Annotated in this window: 24 protein-coding genes; 14 read left to right on the plus strand and 10 right to left on the minus strand. The window is 68.1% G+C overall.

The window, feature by feature from the left end; genetic code table 11:
* Positions 1–2: 2 nt before the first annotated feature.
* Both KAJ83_RS18855 and KAJ83_RS18860 read left to right on the plus strand, forming a co-directional pair.
* On the plus strand, positions 3–761 hold the full coding sequence (locus KAJ83_RS18855) for a HugZ family pyridoxamine 5'-phosphate oxidase (protein ID WP_210683685.1): 759 nt from the start codon (positions 3–5) through the stop codon (positions 759–761).
* Between the two features lie 104 nt (positions 762–865).
* Positions 866–2,086 carry a pyridoxal phosphate-dependent aminotransferase gene (locus KAJ83_RS18860; protein ID WP_210683686.1) on the plus strand — a complete coding sequence of 407 codons (1,221 nt, stop codon included), beginning with the start codon at positions 866–868 and terminating at the stop codon, positions 2,084–2,086.
* A gap of 37 nt (positions 2,087–2,123) precedes the next feature.
* Here the strand turns inward: KAJ83_RS18860 and KAJ83_RS18865 are convergent, their stop codons facing one another.
* Complete coding sequence (locus KAJ83_RS18865; RefSeq protein WP_210683687.1) at positions 2,124–3,068, minus strand: transcriptional regulator GcvA; 945 nt, start codon at positions 3,066–3,068, stop codon at positions 2,124–2,126.
* Between the two features lie 175 nt (positions 3,069–3,243).
* Between KAJ83_RS18865 and KAJ83_RS18870 the strand changes: the two genes are divergently transcribed.
* The gene (locus KAJ83_RS18870; RefSeq protein ID WP_246484889.1) at positions 3,244–3,513 is read left to right on the plus strand and encodes a DUF1127 domain-containing protein; all 270 of its coding nucleotides are present in this window, start codon (positions 3,244–3,246) and stop codon (positions 3,511–3,513) included.
* A 420-nt stretch (positions 3,514–3,933) separates the two neighbouring features.
* On the opposite strand, the gene KAJ83_RS18875 is transcribed toward KAJ83_RS18870, so the two are convergent.
* Both KAJ83_RS18875 and KAJ83_RS18880 read right to left on the minus strand, forming a co-directional pair.
* Positions 3,934–4,521, minus strand: a complete 588-nt coding sequence (locus tag KAJ83_RS18875) for a hypothetical protein (RefSeq protein ID WP_210683688.1) — start codon at positions 4,519–4,521, stop codon at positions 3,934–3,936.
* Positions 4,518–5,285, minus strand: coding sequence for an EI24 domain-containing protein (locus KAJ83_RS18880; protein WP_210683689.1), 768 nt, complete (start codon positions 5,283–5,285; stop codon positions 4,518–4,520). Before KAJ83_RS18880 ends, KAJ83_RS18875 begins: the two co-directional genes overlap by 4 nt.
* A 165-nt stretch (positions 5,286–5,450) precedes the next feature.
* On the opposite strand from KAJ83_RS18880, the gene KAJ83_RS18885 reads away from it, so the two are divergent.
* Both KAJ83_RS18885 and KAJ83_RS18890 read left to right on the plus strand, forming a co-directional pair.
* A complete protein-coding gene (locus tag KAJ83_RS18885; protein ID WP_210683690.1) occupies positions 5,451–6,446 on the plus strand; it encodes an adenosine kinase in 996 nt (331 codons plus the stop codon).
* A gap of 5 nt (positions 6,447–6,451) precedes the next feature.
* The gene (locus KAJ83_RS18890) at positions 6,452–7,168 is read left to right on the plus strand and encodes a glutamine amidotransferase-related protein (RefSeq protein WP_246484904.1); all 717 of its coding nucleotides are present in this window, start codon (positions 6,452–6,454) and stop codon (positions 7,166–7,168) included.
* 22 nt (positions 7,169–7,190) lie between these two features.
* On the opposite strand, the gene hemW is transcribed toward KAJ83_RS18890, so the two are convergent.
* From hemW to rph, 3 genes are read right to left on the minus strand one after another with little or no spacing between them, the layout of a single operon-like run.
* Positions 7,191–8,342 (minus strand): radical SAM family heme chaperone HemW, encoded by a 1,152-nt coding sequence (hemW, locus tag KAJ83_RS18895; RefSeq protein ID WP_210683692.1) that lies wholly within the window; start codon positions 8,340–8,342, stop codon positions 7,191–7,193.
* Between the two features lie 26 nt (positions 8,343–8,368).
* Positions 8,369–8,983: an RdgB/HAM1 family non-canonical purine NTP pyrophosphatase gene (rdgB, locus tag KAJ83_RS18900; RefSeq protein ID WP_210683693.1), complete on the minus strand. Its 615-nt coding sequence runs from the start codon at positions 8,981–8,983 to the stop codon at positions 8,369–8,371.
* Between the two features lie 37 nt (positions 8,984–9,020).
* The gene (rph, locus tag KAJ83_RS18905) at positions 9,021–9,737 is read right to left on the minus strand and encodes a ribonuclease PH (protein ID WP_210683694.1); all 717 of its coding nucleotides are present in this window, start codon (positions 9,735–9,737) and stop codon (positions 9,021–9,023) included.
* Positions 9,738–9,932: 195 nt separating this feature from the next.
* Between rph and hrcA the strand changes: the two genes are divergently transcribed.
* Both hrcA and grpE read left to right on the plus strand, forming a co-directional pair.
* Positions 9,933–10,985, plus strand: coding sequence for a heat-inducible transcriptional repressor HrcA (hrcA, locus tag KAJ83_RS18910; protein ID WP_210683695.1), 1,053 nt, complete (start codon positions 9,933–9,935; stop codon positions 10,983–10,985).
* A 199-nt stretch (positions 10,986–11,184) separates the two neighbouring features.
* Positions 11,185–11,904 (plus strand): nucleotide exchange factor GrpE, encoded by a 720-nt coding sequence (gene grpE / locus KAJ83_RS18915; RefSeq protein WP_210683696.1) that lies wholly within the window; start codon positions 11,185–11,187, stop codon positions 11,902–11,904.
* Positions 11,905–11,941: 37 nt separating this feature from the next.
* On the opposite strand, the gene KAJ83_RS18920 is transcribed toward grpE, so the two are convergent.
* The gene (locus KAJ83_RS18920; protein WP_210683697.1) at positions 11,942–12,580 is read right to left on the minus strand and encodes an alpha-ketoglutarate-dependent dioxygenase AlkB; all 639 of its coding nucleotides are present in this window, start codon (positions 12,578–12,580) and stop codon (positions 11,942–11,944) included.
* A 294-nt stretch (positions 12,581–12,874) separates the two neighbouring features.
* Here KAJ83_RS18920 and dnaK point away from each other — a divergent pair, with 294 nt between their 5' ends.
* A complete protein-coding gene (dnaK, locus tag KAJ83_RS18925; RefSeq protein ID WP_210683698.1) occupies positions 12,875–14,794 on the plus strand; it encodes a molecular chaperone DnaK in 1,920 nt (639 codons plus the stop codon).
* A gap of 144 nt (positions 14,795–14,938) precedes the next feature.
* Positions 14,939–16,078 (plus strand): molecular chaperone DnaJ, encoded by a 1,140-nt coding sequence (gene dnaJ / locus KAJ83_RS18930; RefSeq protein ID WP_210683699.1) that lies wholly within the window; start codon positions 14,939–14,941, stop codon positions 16,076–16,078.
* Here dnaJ and KAJ83_RS18935 read toward each other — a convergent pair.
* Complete coding sequence (locus KAJ83_RS18935) at positions 16,047–16,922, minus strand: AraC family transcriptional regulator (RefSeq protein WP_210683700.1); 876 nt, start codon at positions 16,920–16,922, stop codon at positions 16,047–16,049. The genes dnaJ and KAJ83_RS18935 overlap by 32 nt on opposite strands.
* An 81-nt stretch (positions 16,923–17,003) precedes the next feature.
* Between KAJ83_RS18935 and KAJ83_RS18940 the strand changes: the two genes are divergently transcribed.
* The 3 genes from KAJ83_RS18940 to KAJ83_RS18950 all read left to right on the plus strand — a co-directional run bounded on the left by KAJ83_RS18940 (position 17,004) and on the right by KAJ83_RS18950 (position 18,828).
* The gene (locus KAJ83_RS18940) at positions 17,004–17,414 is read left to right on the plus strand and encodes a DUF2000 family protein (RefSeq protein WP_210683701.1); all 411 of its coding nucleotides are present in this window, start codon (positions 17,004–17,006) and stop codon (positions 17,412–17,414) included.
* Positions 17,415–17,496: 82 nt separating this feature from the next.
* Complete coding sequence (gene dapB / locus KAJ83_RS18945) at positions 17,497–18,312, plus strand: 4-hydroxy-tetrahydrodipicolinate reductase (RefSeq protein ID WP_210683702.1); 816 nt, start codon at positions 17,497–17,499, stop codon at positions 18,310–18,312.
* A gap of 93 nt (positions 18,313–18,405) precedes the next feature.
* The gene (locus KAJ83_RS18950) at positions 18,406–18,828 is read left to right on the plus strand and encodes a hypothetical protein (RefSeq protein WP_210683703.1); all 423 of its coding nucleotides are present in this window, start codon (positions 18,406–18,408) and stop codon (positions 18,826–18,828) included.
* Between the two features lies 1 nt (position 18,829).
* Here the strand turns inward: KAJ83_RS18950 and KAJ83_RS18955 are convergent, their stop codons facing one another.
* Together KAJ83_RS18955 and KAJ83_RS18960 are read right to left on the minus strand one after the other, a co-directional pair.
* A complete protein-coding gene (locus KAJ83_RS18955) occupies positions 18,830–19,738 on the minus strand; it encodes a DMT family transporter (protein WP_210683704.1) in 909 nt (302 codons plus the stop codon).
* Positions 19,735–20,325, minus strand: coding sequence for a DUF2244 domain-containing protein (locus KAJ83_RS18960; protein ID WP_210683705.1), 591 nt, complete (start codon positions 20,323–20,325; stop codon positions 19,735–19,737). The genes KAJ83_RS18955 and KAJ83_RS18960 overlap by 4 nt, the downstream gene beginning before the upstream one ends.
* 79 nt (positions 20,326–20,404) lie before the next feature.
* Here KAJ83_RS18960 and nth point away from each other — a divergent pair, with 79 nt between their 5' ends.
* A complete protein-coding gene (nth, locus tag KAJ83_RS18965) occupies positions 20,405–21,043 on the plus strand; it encodes an endonuclease III (RefSeq protein WP_210683710.1) in 639 nt (212 codons plus the stop codon).
* Between the two features lie 30 nt (positions 21,044–21,073).
* A partial coding sequence (locus KAJ83_RS18970; protein WP_210683706.1) for a PaaI family thioesterase occupies positions 21,074–21,486 on the plus strand: 413 nt, incomplete at its 3' end.

Genomic DNA, 21,486 nt, shown 5'->3' on the forward strand with positions numbered 1-21,486 from the left:
GAATGACGGTCTCGAACCATCCCGCCGTCACCGCCGCCGCTTCCGCTGGTCCGGCGGCCATGGTTCGGGCCTTGCTGCGCGGCACCGACCGGGCGGCGCTCGCCACCCGCCTCGCGGCGACGGGCGAGCCCTATGCCTCCCTCGTCCTGCTGGCGGTCGATCACGCGGCCCGGCCGCTCCTGCTGTTGAGCGATCTGGCCGACCATAGCCGAAATCTGAAGGCGGAGCCCTCGGCCTCCCTTCTGATCGACGGGACGGCCGGCCTCGCCGAACCCCTGACCGGCGCGCGGGCCAGCCTTCAGGGCCCCATCCGCCCGGTTCCGGCAGCCGAGCGGCCGCCCCTCCTCGACCGATTCGTCGCGCGCCATCCCTCCGCCGCGCTCTATGCCGGATTCGGGGATTTCGCGCTCTATCGCATGGCACCGGCGCGGGCGCATCTGGTCGCGGGATTCGGGCGCATCCATTGGGTCGAGGCGGAAGCCGGATTGCTGTTCGACACGCGCGGCATGGCGGCTCTCGCCGAGGCCGAGGGCGACATCGTCGCGCATATGAATGACGATCATCTCGACGCCATCGCGCTCTATGCCAATGTCCTGCTCGACCGGCCCGGCGCGGGCTGGCGCATGACCGGGATCGATCCGGAAGGCTGCGACCTGCGCCGGGGCGGGGAGATCGCGCGCCTGCCCTTCGCCACGCCGGTGCATGACGCCGCCGCCGCGCGGGCGGAGCTTGTCCGGCTCGTCCGCGCGTCGCGGCGATAGACCGCGTCCTCTTTTCCGGCGATCGCGCCCTCATGCTTGCCGACGGGGCGCGAAGCGCGCACTCTGCGATCCGTCCGCGCGTTCCGTTGCCGTGAGAGTGTGCCATGCCCGCCGAAGTTCAGACGACCGCCCCCGACATCGATCCCGTCGCGGGCCTCCCCGCCTATATCCGCCCCGCCGTCAGCGCCATCGAGACACAGCAGATCCTGGCCGTCTCGCAGCTCGCGCTGGGCGACAAGTCGGTGATCCCGCTGTGGTACGGGGAAAGCGACGTGCCCACCCCCGCCTTCATCTGCGCCGCCGCGCAGCGCGCGCTCGGCCAGGGAGAGACCTTCTACAGCCATAAGCGCGGCACGCCCGAACTGCGTCACACGCTCGCCGGCTATATGAGCGACCTGCACGGCAAGCGGATCGATGTCGAACGCGTCAGCGTCACCGCCAGCGGCATGTCCGCGATCATGATGCTGTTCCAATGCATCCTGGATGCGGGCGACAACGCCATCATCACCTGCCCGGTCTGGCCCAACGCGCAATCGGTGGTCCGCGCGCTCGGCGCGGAGGCCCGCTTCCACGCCCTCGACCGCGACCCCGACCAGGGCTGGCGCCTCGATATCGAGGCGTTGAAGGCGAAATGCGACGCGCGCACCCGCGCGATCTTCGTCAATTCGCCCAACAACCCGACGGGCTGGGTGCTGCCCCGGGAACAGATCGACGAGCTTCTGGCCTTCGCGCGCGAACGCGGCATCTGGATCATGGCCGACGAGGTCTATGGCCGCATGGTCTATTCCGGCCGCGCGGCGCCGAGCTTCCTTGAGCAATGCGAGGAGAACGACCCCGTTCTCGTCGTGAACAGCTTCTCCAAGAGCTGGGCCATGACCGGCTGGCGCGTCGGCTGGGTGACGCACCCGCCGGGGCTGGGGGAGCTACTCGGCAATATGATCGAGTTCAATTATTCCTGCGTCCCGCCCTTCGTCATGCGCGCGGCCGAGGTGGCGATCCGCGAGGGGGAACCCTTCGTCCAGCAGATGACGGCCTATTGCCGCACCGGGCGCGATATCGTCAGCCAGCGCCTGCCGAACCTGCCCCATGTCGCCGATTATCGCGCGCCGGACGCCAGCTTCTATGCCTTCTTCCGGGTCGAGGGCACGGCGGAGCGCACGCTCGCCTTCGCCCAGGATCTGGTACGCACCGCCAAGGTCGGCATCGCCCCCGGCACCGCCTTCGGCCCGGGCGCGGAGGGCTGGTACCGCCTGTGCTTCGCCCAGAAGCCGGAAACCATCGCCGAGGCCATGGACCGCCTGGAACGCGCCCTGACGGCTATGTGAGACCCGAGGCCATGAGGCGAAGAAGGAAGAGAGGCGATCACGGCACCGTCGTCTCCTGGGCGCGCAGCGTCGCGATCTCCTCCTCCTCGTGGCGGTCGCGCTCGGCCTCCTCGATCAGCCAATCGCGGAAGGCGGCGACGCGCGGCCGGTCGGCGGCATATTCCGGGCAGACGAAGTAATAGGCGTAATCGCCCGGCAGCGCGAAGTCGAAGGGCCGCACCAACCGCCCGCGCGCCAGCGCGTCATGGGCCAGCGATGAGCGACCCAGCGCCACCCCCTGCCCGTCGATCGCCGCCTGCAGCACCAGGTCGGAATAGTTGAAGCTGGGGCCCCGGTCGGGATCGACGTCCTTGACTCCCGCCGCCAGCAACCAGACACGCCAGTCGGTCAACACGTCGTCATGCAGCAGCGTGTGGTATTTCAGGTCCGCCGGCTCCTTCAACGGATGCGGCCCCTCGGTCGCCAGCACCGGCGCGCAGACGGGGAACAGTTCCTCCGTCATGAAACGCACCGCGATCAGCCCTGGGTAATCGCCCGCGCCCCAGCGGATCGCCACATCGATGTCGTCATGGTCGAAATCCGCCAGATCGTAATCGGCCGACAGGCGGATATCGATCTCCGGCGCCCGCTGGCGGAATCGCGAAAGCCTCGGCACCAGCCAGGTGGAGGCGAAGGAGGGCAGGCAACTCACCGTCAGCGGCCCCGCCTTCTGGGGTTTGCGCACCCGCTCGGCCGCGTTGGCGATGGTGTCCAGCGCATGGCGCACGGGCACGATGAAGGTCTCCCCCTCCTCCGTCAGGCGCAGCGCGCGGTTCATGCGCCGGAATAGCGGCGCGCCCAGCGCATCCTCCAATGCCTTGATCTGATGACTGACGGCCGCCTGGGTCACGTTCAGCTCCTCCGCCGCCAGGGTGAAGGAGAGATGGCGCGCCGCCGCCTCGAAGGCGCGCAAGGGCTTCAACGGCGGCAACCGGATCGCCATGACAACACCGCCCCTCTGTGATGACCATCACGTTTCAGATTAAAATAACTTATTCGATACATGAAAACATATCCGTTGTGGGATAGGCGGGAAACCCTATTTTCCGGCTCATGAAACAACGCTGTGGCGCCGCGACCTAAAGCGCGCGCCCGACTGCACGATTAGGAGAGCTACGATGAATACCGTTCAGAAAAGCCCGGTGGCCCCGGAGGATTTCGCGGGCGTGCTGAGCGGCACGGCCCTGATGCTGGTCGACGCGGTCGCCGGCGCGATCGCCGGCGGCGCGGCCCTTTCCGGCGACCTGACGCGCCTGTTCGCGCGCTGGCAGGACCGCCTCGACCAGCGCCGTCGGCTGGCGAATCTCGACGACCGGTTGTTGTCGGATATCGGCGTCGACCGCCTGCGCGCCCTCAACGAGGCCGAGAAGCCCTTCTGGCGTTCCTGACCCCCGACGGTCCTCTCCCCACCACCCCCACCGATCGATAGGGGCCCCGACATGGCGCGGGGCCCTTATTCGCATCGGCATGGGCGGCCTACGCGATCGAACGGGAAAGCGGCATGGAACATATGCCCCCTGCCCCGAAATTGCCCAAATTCCGCCTCTGGCGCGTAACGGCGGCCCACTTACATAGAGGGGTGCTGAGACCTCCCCTCTCATCGGGGCTCCCCCCAGGGTCCCGAGGCGTCCGGTAAGCCGGGCGTCGCAAGCGATAGGCGGCCGCCGGTATCCCCCTCCCCCCAAACCGGCGGCCGCCTTTATTTTTGGCCGACAATCGTGAAGAGAACCAAGGCCGCGCGGCCTGATTGAACGTCAGGCGCCACGCGCTATTACTTCCCTTCAGGCGCCACGCGCTATTACTTCCCTTCAGGCGCCACGCGCCTGGGCCCGGGCGGCGCGAAGCATCTGCGCGAGGCATGCGCGACGCTCCTCCGCCGTCTTGGCCGGACTGCGCAGATCGACATAGCGCGTGACGAGGCCCCCGCTTCCGGCCGGAACACCGGCGCCACCCGTATCCTGCGCGGGGTCCTTCCCTTTCTCCTTATAGAGAAAAATATCGACGACGCAGCCGGACCCGCCATAGAGCCACACCTCCGCCGGGCCGTCGCGGCGGACGATATCGGGCGCGCCAAGGCGCCGGGCGACGGCGAGCGCGTCGAGGCCGATGAACTGGTCCGGGTCGTCGTCGACCGGCGGCAGATCCGCCGGCAGGCTCGCCACCGCCGACCGGTCGCGGCCGGGATCGGCCAACAGGGCGGAAGAACCGATATCGCCGTCCGAGCCGGGGCCGTCGGCGGAGGGCGGCACGTCGAGTGCGCGCCCGCCCGCCCCCTGGCTACAAGCCGCGAGAGCCGGCAGCACGAAGGCGAGCAGCAAGGTCGGGAGGAGAACACCCGCCCGACGGCGCCCGGCGGGAGAAATCGCATCCACGGGCGTCGCGCGGCGCACCGTCATCGCGCGGGGGTCTTCGCCGGCGGCGTGGCGGCGCGGTCGGGCGGATCGTCCGGGAAGTCCTTGCGCGCCGGCAGTGCCTCGAACAGATGCACCATCGCCGCCGCCGCGATCACCGGCGCGATCAGATTCAGGATCGGCACCGTCATCAGGAAGACGAAGATGACGCCGAACAACGTGATCCGGCCCTTGTGGCGCTGGCGGAGTTTCTCCGCGCGCTGCGGCGTCAGACGGCGCAGCGCCACGACCTCGTAGAACTCCCGCCCGACCAGATAGCCATTCACCGCGTAATAAAGCGCCGCCCCGGCGCCCAGCAGGATCAGGAGCGTGATATAGGCCGGGAAGGCGATCAGGTTGATCAGCACCACGATGCCGAGGAAGCGGATACCGGAGAACACCGCCTCCGTCACCGTCTGGCCGCGTGCGGGGCCGAGGCGCGGATAGTGCCGCCCCTCCACCGCCTCGCAAATATCCTCCAGGAAGATGCCGACGATCGCCGTCATCACCGGCGGGAACAGGAAATAGGTCAGCACCCCGATCAGGCCGGCCAGCCCAATCCCGCCGAGCACGTCGAACCATTCGCCCATCCATTCGGCCGCCCCGCCGACCACCGGCAAGGTGGTCCAGGGCACCTCGGCCACGGCGAACCACAATAGAAGGCCGAGCGCCACGAACACCCCGATCGACCCGCCGAGGCCGAGCAGGATGACACGCTTGAAGCGCGGGTCGCCGATCTGGGAGAGAGCCTTGCTGATCGCCTGAAACATGGCTCAACATCTATCCGCACGGCCGCAATGCCGCAAGAGCGCCGCGCACCATTTGCCGTGACGGCCCGCATTGGCTATAGAGCCGATCCGGGGATCGCGCCCGTCCGGGGACCGGCCCCATCGAGGATCACCCAACCACGATTTCGCGGAAGCGAGGGGACAGACATGGCGGAGACGCGCTACGACGTGATCGGCATCGGCAACGCGCTGGTGGATGTGCTGGTATCGGTCGAGGACGATTTCCTCGCCGCCGAGGATCTGCCCAAGGGCGGCATGATGCTGGTCGAGGCGGACCAGTCCGACGCGCTCTATGCCAAGCTCGGCCCGGCGACGGAACGCTCCGGCGGCTCCTGCGGGAATACCATGGCGGGCTTCGCGGCGCTGGGCGGCACCGGCGCCTATATCGGCAAGGTGCGCGACGACAGCTTCGGCAAGGTCTTCCGCCATGACCTCTCCGCCCTCGGCGTCTCGTTCGAGACGGCGCCCGCGGGCGACGCCGCGCCGACCGGCAAGTGCCTGGTCCTGGTGTCTCCCGACGCGCAGCGCACCATGGTGACCTATCTCGGCGCGGCGACGGAACTGACCGCCGCCGATATCGACGAAGCGGCGATCCAGGCCGCCCGCGTACTTTACCTCGAAGGCTATCTCTTCGACCGGGACGAGGCGAAAGCCGCCTTCGTCAAGGCGGCCGACATCGCGCACGCCGCCGGGCGGGAGGTATCGCTGACGCTATCCGACGGCTTCTGCGTCGACCGTCATCGGGCGGCCTTCCGCGGCCTTGTCGAAGGGCATGTCGATATCCTCTTCGCCAACGAGGAGGAGATCAAAAGCCTCTACGAGGTGGATAGTTTCGACGAAGCGCTCGCCCAGGTTCGGGAACACTGCAAGATCGCCTGCCTGACCCGTTCGGAGAAAGGGTCGGTCGTGCTTCAGGGCGGGACGATCCATGAAATCCCGGCCGAGCCGGTGGAGAAGGTACTGGACACCACCGGCGCCGGCGACCAGTACGCCGCCGGTTTCCTCTTCGGCTACACCCAGGGCATGGATCTCGACCGCGCCGGGCGCATCGGCGGCATCGCGGCGGCCGAGGTGATTTCCCACTACGGCGCCCGTCCGGAAGTGGACCTGAAGGCGCTGGTCGCGGAGAAGCTGGCGGCGTGAGCGACATGATGCGGATCGGCATCCTGGAGGCCGGGCGCCCCGCGCCCGCGCTGCTGGAGACCCACGGCGACTATATCGCCATGTTCGAGAGCCTGTTGGCCCCGGCGATGCCGGAGGCGGAATTCCTCGGCTATGCGGCGATCGACGGTCATCTGCCCCGCTCGCTGGACGAGGCGGACGGCTGGCTCATCACCGGCAGCGCCTTCGGCGTCTATGACCGCGATCCGTGGATCGGGGCGCTCAAGAAATTCGCCCGCGAGGCGATCGATCGCGGACAACCGGTTTTCGGGATTTGCTTCGGCCACCAACTCGTCGCGGAGATCATGGGCGGCCGGGCCGAGAAATCGGATGCCGGCTGGGGCATCGGCGTGCATGACTATGCCGTGCGCGCACCGGCCGACTGGATGGCGGACGCGCCATCGCGCTTCGGCAATCTGGTCTCGCATCAGGATCAGGTGACGGTGCCGCCGCCGGGGGCCAAGCTGCTGGCCGGCAGCGATTTCTGCCCCAACGCGATGCTGGAGATCCTGCCCAACGCGGCGACGCTGCAAAGCCATCCGGAGATGCCGGCGGCCTATTGCCGCGACCTCTATGAAAGCCGGCGGGAGCGGATCGGCGCCGCCACGGTGGACGAGGCGCTGGCCAGCCTGGCGAATCCCATCGACGCCGCGCTGGTGGCCGGGTGGATCGGCAACTTCTTCCGCAAGAATCTGAACGGTTGAGGCCGGATTCCGCCGAGGCGGATCAATCCAGCAGATAGCCGAGCACCGCGTCGAGGCGCTGCCGTCCCTCCTCGCTCGCCCGCAGGCACCCGGCCTCGCGCGTGACATAGCCCTCATCGACCAGGGCCGCGAGGCGCCGCGCGTCCAGCGCCTCGAAACCCGCGCCGGTCAGCGCGCGCAGACGCGCCTCCGGCACCCCTTCCGCGAGGCGAAGGCCCATCAGCATCAATTCGCGCCGCCGTTCCTCCGGCGAGACGGGAACCTGTTCCGCCAGCCCGTCGCCGCGTGCCTCGACGGCCTTCAGCCATGTCTCGGGCAAGCGATGACGGTATGTCGCGTGCCAGCCGCCGCCTGCGTCCGTGACGCGTCCGTGGGCGCCCGGCCCCACCCCGGCATAGTCGCCGGAACGCCAATAGACCAGATTGTGCCGGCTCTCCCCGCCCGGCCGCGCGTGGTTGGAGACCTCGTAGGCCGCATAGCCGGCCGTCTCCATCCGCGCCTGGGTCGCGAGCCAGAGGTCGGCGGCGCGTTCCTCCTCCGCCGTCATCCTCTCCCCCAGGCGGGCGCGGGTGAAGAAGGCGGTGCCGGGCTCCAGCGTCAGTTGATAAAGCGACAGGTGGTCGCCCGCGAGCGTCAGCGCCTCGTCCAGCTCCCCCTCCCAGGCCGCGACCGTCTGCTGGGGACGGGCATAGATCAGATCGAAGCTGACCCGGGGGAAATGCCGATGGGCCAGCGCGATCGCCCCGCGCGCCTCCGCCGCATCATGTTCCCGCCCCAGGAAGCGCAGATCCGCATCGTTCAGCGACTGGATGCCGAGCGAGACCCGGTTGACCCCGGCCGCGCGGAACCCGGCGAAGCGCGCCGCCTCGACGGAGGTTGGATTGGCCTCCAACGTGATCTCGCAATCCTCGGCCAGGGGAAGGGTGGCGCGCGCCGCCTCGATCACGGCGGCGACGGTCTCCGGCGCCATCAAGGAGGGCGTGCCGCCGCCGAGAAAGATGCTCTCGATCCGCGCGTCCGGTCGATCGGCATAGGGGGCGAGCGCCGCGCGCGTCTCCGCCGCCAGCGCGCGGGCCCAGCGCGGGTGATCGATCACTTCCCGCACATGGCTGTTGAAATCGCAATAGGGGCACTTGGCCTTGCAGAAAGGCCAGTGAACATAGAGCGCGACCATGGTTGCCCCCGCGCCGGCCGCGCGGATCAGGGTTCGCCGAAGCAGCCGGCGACCAGCTTCCTGAAGGCTTCGGCGCGATGGCTGATAGCGTGCTTCTCGGCCGGGTCCATCTCACCGAAGGTCTCCTCGTAGCCGTCGGGCACGAAGATGGGATCGTAGCCGAAGCCGTTCTCGCCGCGCGGCGGCCAGATGACCAGCCCGCCGACCGCGCCCTGGAACACCTCGCAATGGCCATCCGGCCAGGCGAGCGCCAGGGCGCAGACAAAGCGCCCGCTGCGATCGACGGTGTCCGCCATGGCTTCGTGAACGCGCTCCATCGCCAGCGCGAAATCCTTCTCCGGCCCGGCCCAGCGCGCGGAATAGATGCCGGGGAAGCCTTCCAGCGCCGCGACCGACAGTCCGCTATCGTCGGCGAGCGCGGGGAGTTTCGCCGCCTCCGCCGCGGCCAGCGCCTTCAGCTTTGCGTTCTCCGCGAAGCTGGCGCCGTCCTCCTCCGGCTCCTCCAGCCCCAGATCGCCCGCCGACACGGTGGTCACGCCGTAGGGGCCGAGCAGATCGCCGATTTCCTTCACCTTGCCGGGATTGTGGCTGGCGATCACCAACTTGCCGCCCTCCGCCTGCGCGTCGAACTGCCGGGCCATGGTTTCGTTCCCCTATCTGGATTGGAGGCGATCCGCCTCACTCATCGGCTGAAAGAACCGCCTTCTGCGCGGCCGTCAACGCCTCGCAGCCGGTCTTGGCGAGGCCGAGCAACCGCACGAACGCATCCTCGCTGAAGGGATCGGCCTCGGCCGTCCCCTGAATTTCGACGATACCACCACTGCCGGTCAGAACGAAATTCGCATCCGCCTCGGCCTGCGAATCCTCGTCGTAATCGAGGTCGAGCACGGGCTGCCCGCGATAGAGACCGCAGGAGATCGCGGCGACGCTGTCCTTCAGCGGATTGCCCTCGACCGCGCCCAGGCGCCGCATATGCCGGACGGCCAGCGCCAGCGCGACATAGGCCCCGGTGATCGCCGCCGTGCGCGTGCCGCCGTCGGCCTGCAGCACGTCGCAATCGAGACGGATCTGCCGCTCCCCCAGCCGGGGCATGTCGGTGATCGCACGCAGCGACCGGCCGATCAGGCGGCTGATCTCCTGCGTGCGGCCGCCCTCGGCCGTGCGCTTTCGGTCCATGCGGCTGTGGGTGGAGCGCGGCAGCATGCCGTATTCCGCCGTCACCCAGCCGCGCCCCGAATTGCGCAGGAAGGGGGGCACGGAATCCTCGACGCTGGCGCAGCAGAGCACGTGCGTATGCCCGAACTTGGCAAGACAGGACCCCTCCGCGTAGCGCGCCACCTCGGGTTCGAGCACGATCTCGCGCAATTGATCGGGGGCACGCTTGCTGGGACGCACGGGGGACTTCTCCTCTTTCTCGCGGGGTCGTTCCAAATCGCGCGCAAGCTACCTGCCGCGATGGGGCGCGTCCAGACCCGGCGGAGCACGCACCCCCAACGCCTTTCCGATGGCCAATTGACCCCCGCCCGGGTGCTTTCTACATTCAGGCGAGATGTGGACGCGTTCCTCGCGGCGGATCGAGGATCCTTAACGATGATTTCGGACCTGAACGACCGATCCAGGGAAATCCTGCGCCTCGTGGTGGAGGCCTTCGTGGAGACCGGCGAGCCGGTCGGCTCCCGCACGCTGTCCCGGCGGCTGCAGCAGCAGCTTTCGCCCGCGACGGTGCGCAACGTCATGGCCGACCTGGAGGATAGCGGGCTGCTCTACGCCCCCCACACCTCGGCCGGGCGGTTGCCGACGGATGCGGGCCTGCGCCTCTTCGTGGACGGCATCCTGGAACTGGGCAATCTGACCGAGGCCGACCGGCGCGCGATCGAGGAGCGCTGCTCCGCCTCCGGCCGATCGGCCAATCAGGTGCTGGAGGAAGCGGGCGACCTGATGAGCGGCCTGTCGAAATGCGCCGGCCTCGTCTTCGCGCCCAAGACCGACCAGCGCCTCAAGCATATCGAGTTCGTGCCGATCGGCCCGGGCCGCGCGCTCGCCGTCATGGTCACCGATACCGGGCTCGTTGAGAACCGGGTGATCGATCTGCCGATGGGCCTGCCCCCCTCGGCCCTGAACGAGGCCACGAACTTCCTCTCCGCCAAGCTCGCCGGCAACACGCTCGACCAGACCCGCGACATCGTCGCGGCGGAGGTGCGGGACAAGAAGGCGCAGATCGACGAACTCACCGCCAAGGTGGTGGAGGCCGGGCTCGCCACCTGGTCGGACGTCAGTTCCGGTGATGGCGTGCTGATCGTGCGCGGCCAATCCAACCTGCTTCAGGACGTTCAGGCGATGACGGATCTGGAGCATATCCGGGCGCTGTTCTCCGCGCTGGAGGCGAAGGAGAACATGCTCCGCCTGCTCGACGCGGCCGAGATCGCGGAGGGCGTGCAGATCTTCATCGGCTCCGGCAGCAATCTGTTCTCGCTCACCGGATGCTCGATGATCGTCTCCCCCTATATGAACGAGGAGGAGCGGGTGATCGGCGCCATCGGCGTGGTGGGTCCGACACGGATGAATTACGCCCGCATCATCCCGATGGTGGATTATACCTCCAAGGTGGTGGGCCGCCTGCTCGGACGGCGCGATGCCGGATAGGTCCAACGGGGATAGACTCACGGGGTAGGCAATCGCCCCCATGCTTCCTATCTGACGGCGAAGCCCGGGAACGACGGAACGCCACTCCCCGTGCCTGCTTGTGAAGGCACGCGCGATCCGCTATCCCGCGACACCGGAATTCGCGCCGACGATGGACGATGCCGCGCCGGCGCGCGACGCGCGAGAGGGTATGACGGACATGACGAGCGGTAAGGACCAGGCCAGGACCGACCATAACGCGGAAACCGAGGATCGGGTCGACCCGTCCGCGCAGGAGGCGGCCGAGAAGGCCGTCGAGGAAGCGCTGCGTCAGGCGGGCGCGGAGCATCTGGTCGAGGACGAGGCGCCGGCCGAGGACGGCGCGGACGCCAAGACCGGCGATTCGAACGCCGCCCAGCCCAACGCGGAGGACGAGATCACGCGCCTCTCGGCCGAGAATGCCGAGTTGAAGGACCGCATGATGCGCGTCGTCGCCGACGCGGAGAACACCAAGCGCCGGGCCGAGAAGGACGCCAGCGACGCGAAGAAATACGCCGCCTCCTCCTTCGTGAAGGAGATGCTGCCGGCGGTGGACAATCTGCGCCGCGCGCTCGATTCCGTGCCGGAGGCGCTCAAGGCCGAGAACGAGACCGTCAACAATCTCGCCGTCGGCGTGGAGATGACCGAGAAGCAGATCCTCGACGCCTTCGAGAAGGCCGGGATCAAGAAGGTCGATCCCCTGGGCGAGAAGTTCTCCTACGACCGTCATCAGGCGATTTCGGAGGCGACGGATACCGGCAAGCCCGCCGGCACCGTCATCCAGGTGCTCCAGCCCGGCTACATGCTGCATGACCGCCTGCTGCGCCCGGCGATGGTCGTCGTCGCCAAGGGCGAGCCCAAGGCCGGCGGCGATGGCGGCGGCGTCGACACCACCGCCTAGGGCGCGGGCTTAAGCGACGGGCCGGCCGGCACGCGCCTCACGGCACCGTCACCCGCCGAAGCGTCAGATTGACCCGCCCCGGCCCGTCCAACAACGTCGAGGTTCCGGGATAGAGCCGGTCCACCCCATGGTGGAAATGCCGGCTTTCACCCCCCAGCACCACCACGTCGCCCGAATGCAGGACGAAGGAGCGGGTCGGTCCCTTGCGCGCCGGCCCGCCGAGGCGGAACCGCGCATCGTCGCCCAGCGAGATCGAGACCACCGGCACGCCCGTCGCCGCCTCGTCCTGGTCGCGGTGAAGGCCCATGCGCGCATCCGCCTCGTACCAGTTGACGAGGCAGGCTTCCGGCGGAAAGGCGGCCCCGGTCACCGCATGCCAGATATCGAGCAGCGCGGCCGGCATGGCGGGCCATGGCTTGCCGGTCACCGGATGGGTTTCCTGATAGCGATAGCCGCCGACCTTGTCCGCGACCCAGCCGAGCGGCCCGCAATTGGTCATCCGCACGCTGAAGGGCTTGCCCGTGCGGGGCATGGCCGGGCGGTAGAGCGGGGCCGCGGCCACCACGGCGCGGACATCGGCGACCAGCGCCGCCTGGGCCGGACGCGCGAGATACCCGTCGAGCAAGCGGAACCCCGCCGCCGTCGCCCCGTCCGGTTCGTCGTCCGCGCCGCGCATCGGTGCACTCCCACGCAAGAGCCCCTGCCGTCCCCATGCTGCATAGCAATCCCCCCATGCCGGCTGCAAATCCGGCGGCCGGCGCGCGAATGGCGTGGATGGCGTTTCGTTGTCATGAATCTGTCGGGTTTCTGGCCCGGGGCAGGTTGCAGGCCCATGCCGGCCTGCCTATATACGCCGCGGAACCGGCGGTCGGAACATCGCTTCCGCCGTACCACTTTCTGCAAAGGGGCGTCCGGGAAGCGCTTCGCCAAGGCTCAGGCGACGCCCGCTTGACATCGGAGGTGAACGAGAATGGGTAAGGTTATCGGTATCGATCTGGGCACGACCAATTCGTGCGTGGCCGTCATGGACGGCAAGGATGCCAAGGTTATCGAGAATTCCGAGGGCGCGCGGACGACGCCGTCGATGGTCGCCTTCACCGAGGATGGTGAGCGCCTCGTCGGGCATTCCGCCAAGCGCCAGGCGGTGACCAACCCGGAGAATACGCTCTATGCCATCAAGCGTCTGATCGGCCGGCGTTTCGAGGACAAGGAGGTCGCGAAGGACCGCGACCAGATGCCGTTCAAGATCGTCAAGGCCGACAATGGCGACGCCTGGGTCGAGTCGCGCGGCGAGCAGTACGCGCCGTCCCAGATTTCCGCCTTCATCCTTCAGAAGATGAAGGAGACGGCGGAGAGCTATCTGGGCGAGACGGTCGACAAGGCGGTCATCACCGTCCCGGCCTATTTCAACGACCAGCAGCGTCAGGCCACCAAGGACGCCGGCAAGATCGCGGGCCTGGAGGTCATGCGCATCATCAACGAGCCGACGGCGGCCGCGCTGGCCTACGGGTTGGAGAAGAAGGGCACCGGCACGATCGCGGTCTACGATCTGGGCGGCGGCACCTTCGACGTGTCGGTCCTGGAAATCGGCGACGGCGTGTTCGAGGTGAAGTCGACCAACGGCGACACCTTCCTCGGCGGCGAGGATTTCGACATCGCCATCATCGACTATCTGGCCGATGAGTTTAAGAAGGAAAACGGCATCGACCTGCGCAAGGATCGTCTGGCCCTGCAGCGCCTGAAGGAAGCCGCCGAGAAGGCGAAGATCGAGCTTTCCTCCGCGCAGCAGACCGACGTCAACCTGCCCTTCATCACGGCCGACCAGTCGGGGCCGAAGCACCTGAACATCAAGCTCAGCCGCTCCAAGCTGGAGGCGCTGGTCGATGATCTGGTCAAGCGCACGATCAACCCCTGCAAGGCGGCCCTCAAGGATGCCGGCCTGAAGGCGAGCGAGATCGACGAGGTCATCCTGGTCGGCGGCATGACCCGCATGCCCAAGGTGATCCAGTCGGTGAAGGACTTCTTCGGCAAGGAGCCGCATCGCGGCGTGAACCCGGACGAGGTCGTCGCCATCGGCGCCGCGATCCAGGCGGGCGTGCTGCAGGGCGACGTCAAGGACGTGCTGCTGCTCGACGTGACGCCGCTGTCGCTCGGCATCGAGACGCTGGGCGGGGTCTTCACGCGGCTGATCGATCGCAATACGACGATCCCGACCAAGAAGTCGCAGACCTTCTCCACCGCCGAGGACAACCAATCGGCCGTGACGATCCGCGTCTTCCAGGGCGAGCGCGAGATGGCGGCGGACAACAAGCTGCTGGGTCAGTTCGATCTGGTCGGCATTCCGCCCGCGCCGCGCGGCGTACCGCAGATCGAAGTCGCCTTCGACATCGACGCCAACGGCATCGTCAACGTCTCGGCCAAGGACAAGGGCACCGGCAAGGAGCAGCAGATTCGCATCCAGGCGTCCGGTGGCCTCGACGAAGGCGAGATCGAGCGGATGGTCCAGGAGGCCGAGGCCAATGCCGAGGCCGACAAGAAGAAGCGCGAATTGGTCGAGGCCAAGAACCAGGCGGAAAGCCTGATCCACACGACCGAGACCGCGCTGAAGGACCACGGCGAGGGTCTGGAGGCCGCCGATAAGGAGGCCATCGAGACCGCGCTGCAGGAGCTCAAGGACGTGAAGGACGGCGAGGATCTTGAAGCCGTCAAGACCAAGACCGAAGCGCTGAGCCAGGCGTCCATGAAACTGGGCGAAGCCATGTACAAGGCCCAGCAGGCCGAGGATGGCGGCGCCGACGCGTCCGCCGGGGCCGAGGCCGGCGGCAAGTCCGACGACGGCGTCGTCGATGCCGACTTCGAGGAAGTGGACGACGACAAGAAGGACAAATAAGTCCGATGGTCGACGAGGCGGCCCCGGGAGCCGAAACCGCTTCCGGGGCCGCTTCGCGTCGAGGGCCGTGGTCGGATGCCTTGGGGGATCGTCGGCATCCGGGAGAGGGACCACGGGCGTTGAAGTGACGGGGACAGCGGATCGATGGCGAAACGCGACTACTACGAGATCCTGGGCGTCGACCGGAACGCCTCGAAGGACGAGCTGAAGAGCGCTTATCGCAAGCTCGCGATGCAATACCATCCGGATCGCAATCCGGATGACGCGGAGGCCGAGCGCAAGTTCAAGGAAGTCGGCGAGGCCTATGAGGCGCTGAAGGACGATCAGAAGCGCGCCGCCTACGACCGCTTCGGCCACGAGGCATTCGAGCAGGGCGGCTTCGGCGGCGGCGGTGGCGGCGGCGCCGGGTTCGGTGGCTTCACCGATATCTTCGAGGAGATGTTCGGCGACTTCATGGGCGGCGGCCGGCGCGGCGGCCGGCAGAGCCCGCGCGGCGCCGACCTGCGCTACAATCTCGAAGTCAGCCTGGAGGACGCCTTCCAGGGTCGGAAGATCGATATCCGCGTTCCCACCTCCGTCACCTGCGAGACCTGCGAGGGGTCCGGCGCAGCCGAGGGCGCGAAGCCCGTCATCTGCGAGACCTGCGGCGGCGACGGCAAGGTGCGCACCAGCCAGGGATTCTTCACGATCGAGCGGACCTGCCCCTCCTGCCAGGGCGAGGGCCGGGTGATCGACAAGCCCTGCGGCTCCTGCAACGGCGCGGGGCGGGTGCACCGCGACAAGACGCTTCAGGTCAACATCCCGCGCGGCGTGGAGGACGGCAACCGCATCCGCCTCGCCGGCGAGGGCGAGGCCGGCGTGCGCGGCGCGCCGCCCGGCGACCTCTACATTTTCCTCTCCGTGGCGCCGCACCGGCTGTTCCAGCGCCAGGGCGCGGACCTTGCCTGCCGCGTGCCGATCGCCATGGCGGACGCGGCGCTGGGCGGCGATATCGAGGTACCGACCATCGATGGCGGCCGCGCCAAGGTGAAGATCCCCGAGGGCGCCCAGACCGGCCAGCAGTTCCGTCTGCGCGGCAAGGGCATGCCCGTGCTGCAATCGAGCCAGCGCGGCGACATGTATATCGAGATCGCGGTGGAAACGCCGGTGAAGCTGACCAAGCGTCAGAAGGAACTGCTGGAGGAATTCCGCAAGGAAGGCGGCGGCTCCAAGGTCCAGAACAGCCCGGAGACCGAGGGCTTCTTCTCCAAGGTCAAGGAATTCTGGGACGATCTGACGGAATAGCCCCCAGCGCCCGCCCGTTTCGCACGACCGTCCGCCATGCCCCCGGCGACATGCCGAATCGGCGCCTGAACTGACGGCTCATATGGCTTTGGTCGGCGAATCCGGCGTCCGCCGATGCCTCCGCCAGGCTCGCGCCGTCCAGAACCGCCGACCAGACGCGCTCCAACCGCCGGGCCATCAGCCAGCGATGCGGCGGCACGCCGTGCCGGGCGCGGAAATGCCGGGTCAGGGCGAAGCGCGATTGGCCGGTGACGGCCTCCAGCGTCTCCAGCGGAAGGCCCGTTTCGATATGATCCAGCATCGCGGCCTTCGCCCGCTCCACCGCGCCGGTATCGACCGATCCCACCGCCCGCTCGCCGCCATCCGCCACGCGGTTCAGAGCCGATGCGATATCGGATAGCCGGTCCACGGCCTCCAACGGCTCCAATGGGCGGTTCAATTCATCGAACACGGCGGATACGGCATGGGCGAGGCGCCGGTCCCGGCTGATCCCACCACGGATGCACGGTACGACGTCCCGCCCCAAGGCCCGCGAAATCGCGCCCGGATCGATATAGAGCATGTGATACCGGAAGCCCGTCGAGCTTCCCGAATGCCCGTCATGCATCTCATCGGGATGCAGGATAATGACGTCCCCCGCCACGGCATTACGCTGGGCCCCGCGATAGCGGAAGCTCTGCACCCCCGTCCGCGTGATGCCCAGCGCATAGGTATCGTGCCGGTGCGGATCATAAGCATGCCCGGCGAACCGCGCCTCGATCCTGCTGAGGAACAGCGCATCGGTGGATGGCGCGATGCGCATCCAGTCCGTCCCTTCCGGCCCGCAAGAACGTTCAAGACTCATCGCCAGCTCTTCATGGAGAAATGCAACACCGGCGCACGGCGTTTACGGCGCGCGCCGCCCCCTAGGATATGGAGGATCGCGATGATCTACGATACCAAACTCGCCCTGGCCGTCCGCGACGATCTCCAGGAATGGCAGAAACTGAACGTCGCCGCCTTCCTTGTCGGCGGCCTGGTCGGCCAATCGCCGGAGATCGCGGGAGAGCCCTATCGGGACGGCGACGGCACGGTCTACGCGCCCCTGGTTCGGGAGCCCATCTTCGTCTTCTCGGCGACGGCCGAGACACTCGCCCGCACACGGCGGCGCGCCATATCGCGCGGGCTGGCGCCGGCGATCTATACCGCGGGCCTCTTCGCGACGACGAACGACGCGGACAACCGCGCGGCCGTCGCGGCGGTCGGCGCGGAGACGCTCGACCTCGTCGGGGTCGCGGTGCATGGCGAGCGCAAGATCATCGACAAGATCGTCAACGGCTTGAAGCGCCATGCCTGATTCCCGGCGGCGTGGTCGTGCACCCCCCGGCAAATCATGCTAGGCGCATGGCTTGGAGTTCCGCATCGCTGGAGTAACACCCATGACCCAATCCCTTGCCATCACCATAATCGGCGCCGCCGGGCGCATGGGGCGGATGCTGATTCATGCGGTGGAGGCGGCCGAGGGCTGTCACCTCAAGGGCGCGATCGCGCGCGAGGGGTCGGAGGCCCTGGGCCAGGATGCGGGCCTGCTGGCCGGGCTGAAGGCCAACGGTGTCTATGTCACCGAGGATGCGGCCGTCGCCATCGCCAAATCGGATGCCGTGATCGATTTCACCACGCCGGAGACGACGGTGGATATCGCGCGGCTGTGCGCCCAGGCGGGGGCCAGCCATATCGTCGGCACCACCGGCCTGGACGCGACGCATCTGGCGGCGTTGGAGAAGGCGGCGCGGCACGTGCCCGTCGTCCATGCGCCCAATATGTCGGTCGGCGTCAACCTGCTGCTGGGCCTGACGCGCAAGGTCGCGGCGACGCTGGGCCCCGACTACGATATCGAGATCGTCGAGATGCATCACCGCCACAAGGTCGACGCGCCGTCGGGCACGGCGCTCGGCCTTGGCCGGGCGGCCGCGGCGGGACGCGGCATCGACCATGACGAGGCGGCTATCCTCTCGCGCGAGGGCCATACCGGCGCGCGGGAGGAAGGAGCCATCGGCTATGCCACCCTGCGCGGCGGCGAGGTGGTGGGCGAGCATACCGTCATCTTCGCCGGGCCGGGGGAGCGGATCGAACTGACCCACAAGGCCAGTGATCGCGGCATCTTCGCCACCGGCGCGGTGCGTGCCGCGCTGTGGGCGCGCGGCAAGGCGGCGGCGGTCTATTCCATGGCGGACGTGCTCGACCTCACCGATTGATCACGGCCTGTTTGCGCACGGGGTGCGCATTTTTCTGGTCGATTGTCATCATCGTGCTATCTTTCCTCGCGAACCGAAGCGAGGAGAGAGCCGATGGCGCGATGGCGTATCGGACCGGGGCGGCACTTCCCGGTGCCCGGCCTGCTGGCGGCGGGCGCGCTGCTGGCCGCCCCGATCGAGGCCGGTGCCGCCCCGATGGAGCCACCGGGCGAGCAACCGGCGGAGCGGCCGGCGATGGGCGCCGATCTTTACGATCGCTGCCGCGCCTGGACCGAGGCGGGCGCCTTCCCGAACGGTCTGGCCGCCGGCTATTGCGCGATCAACTTCACCCTGCCGAGCGCGCATCTCTTCAAATGCCTCGATTTCCAGGAGCGCGGCCGCTATCCGAGTTCGCTCGATTTCAAGGCCTGCGTCCTGACCTTCGATCAGAACCGAGGACGCGTCTGGCCGGACTTCCCCGGCCTGACCGTGCCGACGAAGGCGGAGGTCGGCACCCGGCTCGAGGGTGGGGCGTGAGCTATGCGCGTTCCGCCGGCGGGCGGGGCTTTCCACCCCGCGCGAAGGCGATGCCGGAGAGGATGAGGGCCAACGCCGCGAAGGCCTCCACCGGCGGCGCCTCCCCCAACAGCGCGACGCCATAGGTGAGCCCGAAAAGCGGGACGAGATAATTGATCTGGCTGAAGAAGGCCGCGCCCTGCCGCCGGATGATGGTCAGCAGCATCAGATTGGCGAGCGCCGTCGGCAGCAGGCCGAGCAGGAGCAGCGCCACCCCCGCCTCCATCGTCGGATCGATCGTCCAGGGCCGGTCGTGGATCAGGCTGGCCGGGACCAGGATGGCGGCGGAGACCATCATGACGCCCGCCGAGACGCCCCGGAAACTCTCCCCCGAGAGCTTCTTGTTGATGAGCGACCCGCTGGCGTAGCAGGACGCGGCGACCGCGAAGGCGAGATAGCGAAGCGTCTCGTCCCCCAGCATCAGCAGCTTGCCCGGCCCGATCAGCACCACCACCCCCGCGAGGCCCAGCAGCATGCCGGCGATCTTGCCCGGCCCCGCCTTCTCGTCCGCCGTCAGGCAATGGGCGAGCGCCAGCGTCACCAGCGGGTTGATCCCCATGACGATGGCGGCCAGCCCGCTATCCACCCGTTCCTCGCCCCAGGCGATCAGGGTGAAGGGCATCACATTGCCGATCACCGCCACCGCCAGGATCAAAGCCCAGACGCGCCCGCCGCGCGGCAGCGAGCGCCCCGTCGCCAGGGTCGCGACAAGCAGCACGGCGGCGGCGACCACCGTGCGCCCGGCCGCGATGCTGACCGGCGGAATGGTTTCCACCGCCAGCTTGATCAGAAGGAAACTGCCGCCCCAGATCGCCGCCAGCGCGACAAGCAAGGCATAGTCGGAGAGGCCCGGCGGCGTCCGGCCGCTCACCCGTCGCCACCGGCATCGGCCGCTGGCGGCGCGGCGCGATAGGCGGCGAGCGCGCGGCGCAGGGCATGGGCGAACTCGACCCGCTCCGCCGCGCCGAGAAAACCGCCGATTACCGTCGTCCGGCCATGGCTGGTCAGACGAAGCGGGCTGTCTGGCCGGGGTGGGTCCGCGATCTCGACCCGCAGCCAGGTGGGCTCGATCGTCTCGGACCGGATCGCGCCGTCGGGCGCCACCCGCTCGATCCGCAACCCGCCGGGACGCGTCAGGCGCAAATGCTCCCGCCGCCGGCTTTCCCGGTAATTGAGCTTGAAGGCGATATAGACCAGCAGGATTTCCAGCCCGCAGAACCCCGCCACCGGCCAGGCGCCCGCCAGGAAGAAGGCGAACCCGATCAGGAATCCACACCCCGCGATCGCCACCATCAGGGCGAGGAAGCCCTCCGGCGACAAGCTGCGATGGGGCGAGAGCGTCGCGTCGAGGAAAACCTCGCATTCATCGCCGTTCCCCGCCCATCCGGATGCCGCCGCGCCCGGTCCAAGGACCGAATCCGATGCAATCGCCGATTTCGGGTGGGCTTTGTCGGTCATGGTCCGTAATCTAACGCGATCGACGCCTTCCTCAAAGCCCATCGCCGTTCCATGCCCCGGTAGCGCATCCATGCCGCAGATGACAAAAGCCGAGATCGAGACCTTCTTCGCCCGCCTCCAGGCCCAACGGCCGGAACCGAAGGGGGAACTCGACTGGACCAATCCCTATACCCTGCTGGTCGCGGTCACGCTGTCCGCGCAGGCGACCGATGTCGGCGTCAACAAGGCGACCGCCGGCCTCTTCAAGGTGGTCTCCACCCCACAGGACATGCTGGCCCTGGGCGAGGAGGGGTTGAAGGCGCATATCAAGACCATCGGCCTCTATAACTCCAAGGCCAAGAACGTCATGAAGATGACCGAGATCCTGGTCGCCGACCATGGCGGCGAGGTTCCGCGCGAGCGCGCGGCGCTGGAGGCGCTGCCCGGCGTCGGCCGCAAGACGGCGAACGTCGTGCTGAACATCGCCTTCGGGCAGCCGACGATCGCGGTCGACACCCACCTTTTCCGCGTCTCCAACCGCACCGGCCTGGCGCCCGGCAAGACGCCCCTGGCGGTCGAGCAAAAATTGGAGAAGAAGGTACCCAAGCCCTATCTGCTGCATGCGCATCACTGGCTGATCCTGCATGGCCGCTATATCTGCAAGGCGCGCAAGCCCGATTGCCCGGCTTGCGTCGTCTCCGACGTCTGCCGCTACAAGGCGAAGACCGTCGCCGCCTGACCCTATCGCCCGCCCCGGAAGGATTCCCGCATGCCGAAACTCGACCCGGCGGAGATCAAGCGCCGTTCCGCCAACAGCCTCGTGGAGACGCTGGGGTTGGAAATCCTGGAAGCCGGCGAAAAGATCGCGCGCGGCCGGCTGGTCGTCGCCCAGCGCCATCTGGCCCCGAACGGCTATCTGCACGCGGCCAGCGTCGTTGCGCTCGCCGATACCTGCTGCGGCTACGGCACCTACGCCGACCTGCCGGAGGGCGCGGCCGGTTTCACCACGGCCGAACTCAAGAGCAATCATATGGGAACGCTGCGCGCGGGCACGCTGTGCTGCGAGGCGACGGCCCAGCATCAGGGCCGCACCACCCAGGTCTGGGACGCCCGCATCTTCGCGGAGGACCGGCCGGAAAAGACGATCGCGCTGTTCCGCTGCACCCAGATCGTGCTTTGGCC

It is taken from the genome of Marivibrio halodurans (assembly GCF_017963645.1).
GTDB classification, from domain to species: domain Bacteria; phylum Pseudomonadota; class Alphaproteobacteria; order UBA8366; family Aestuariispiraceae; genus Marivibrio; species Marivibrio halodurans.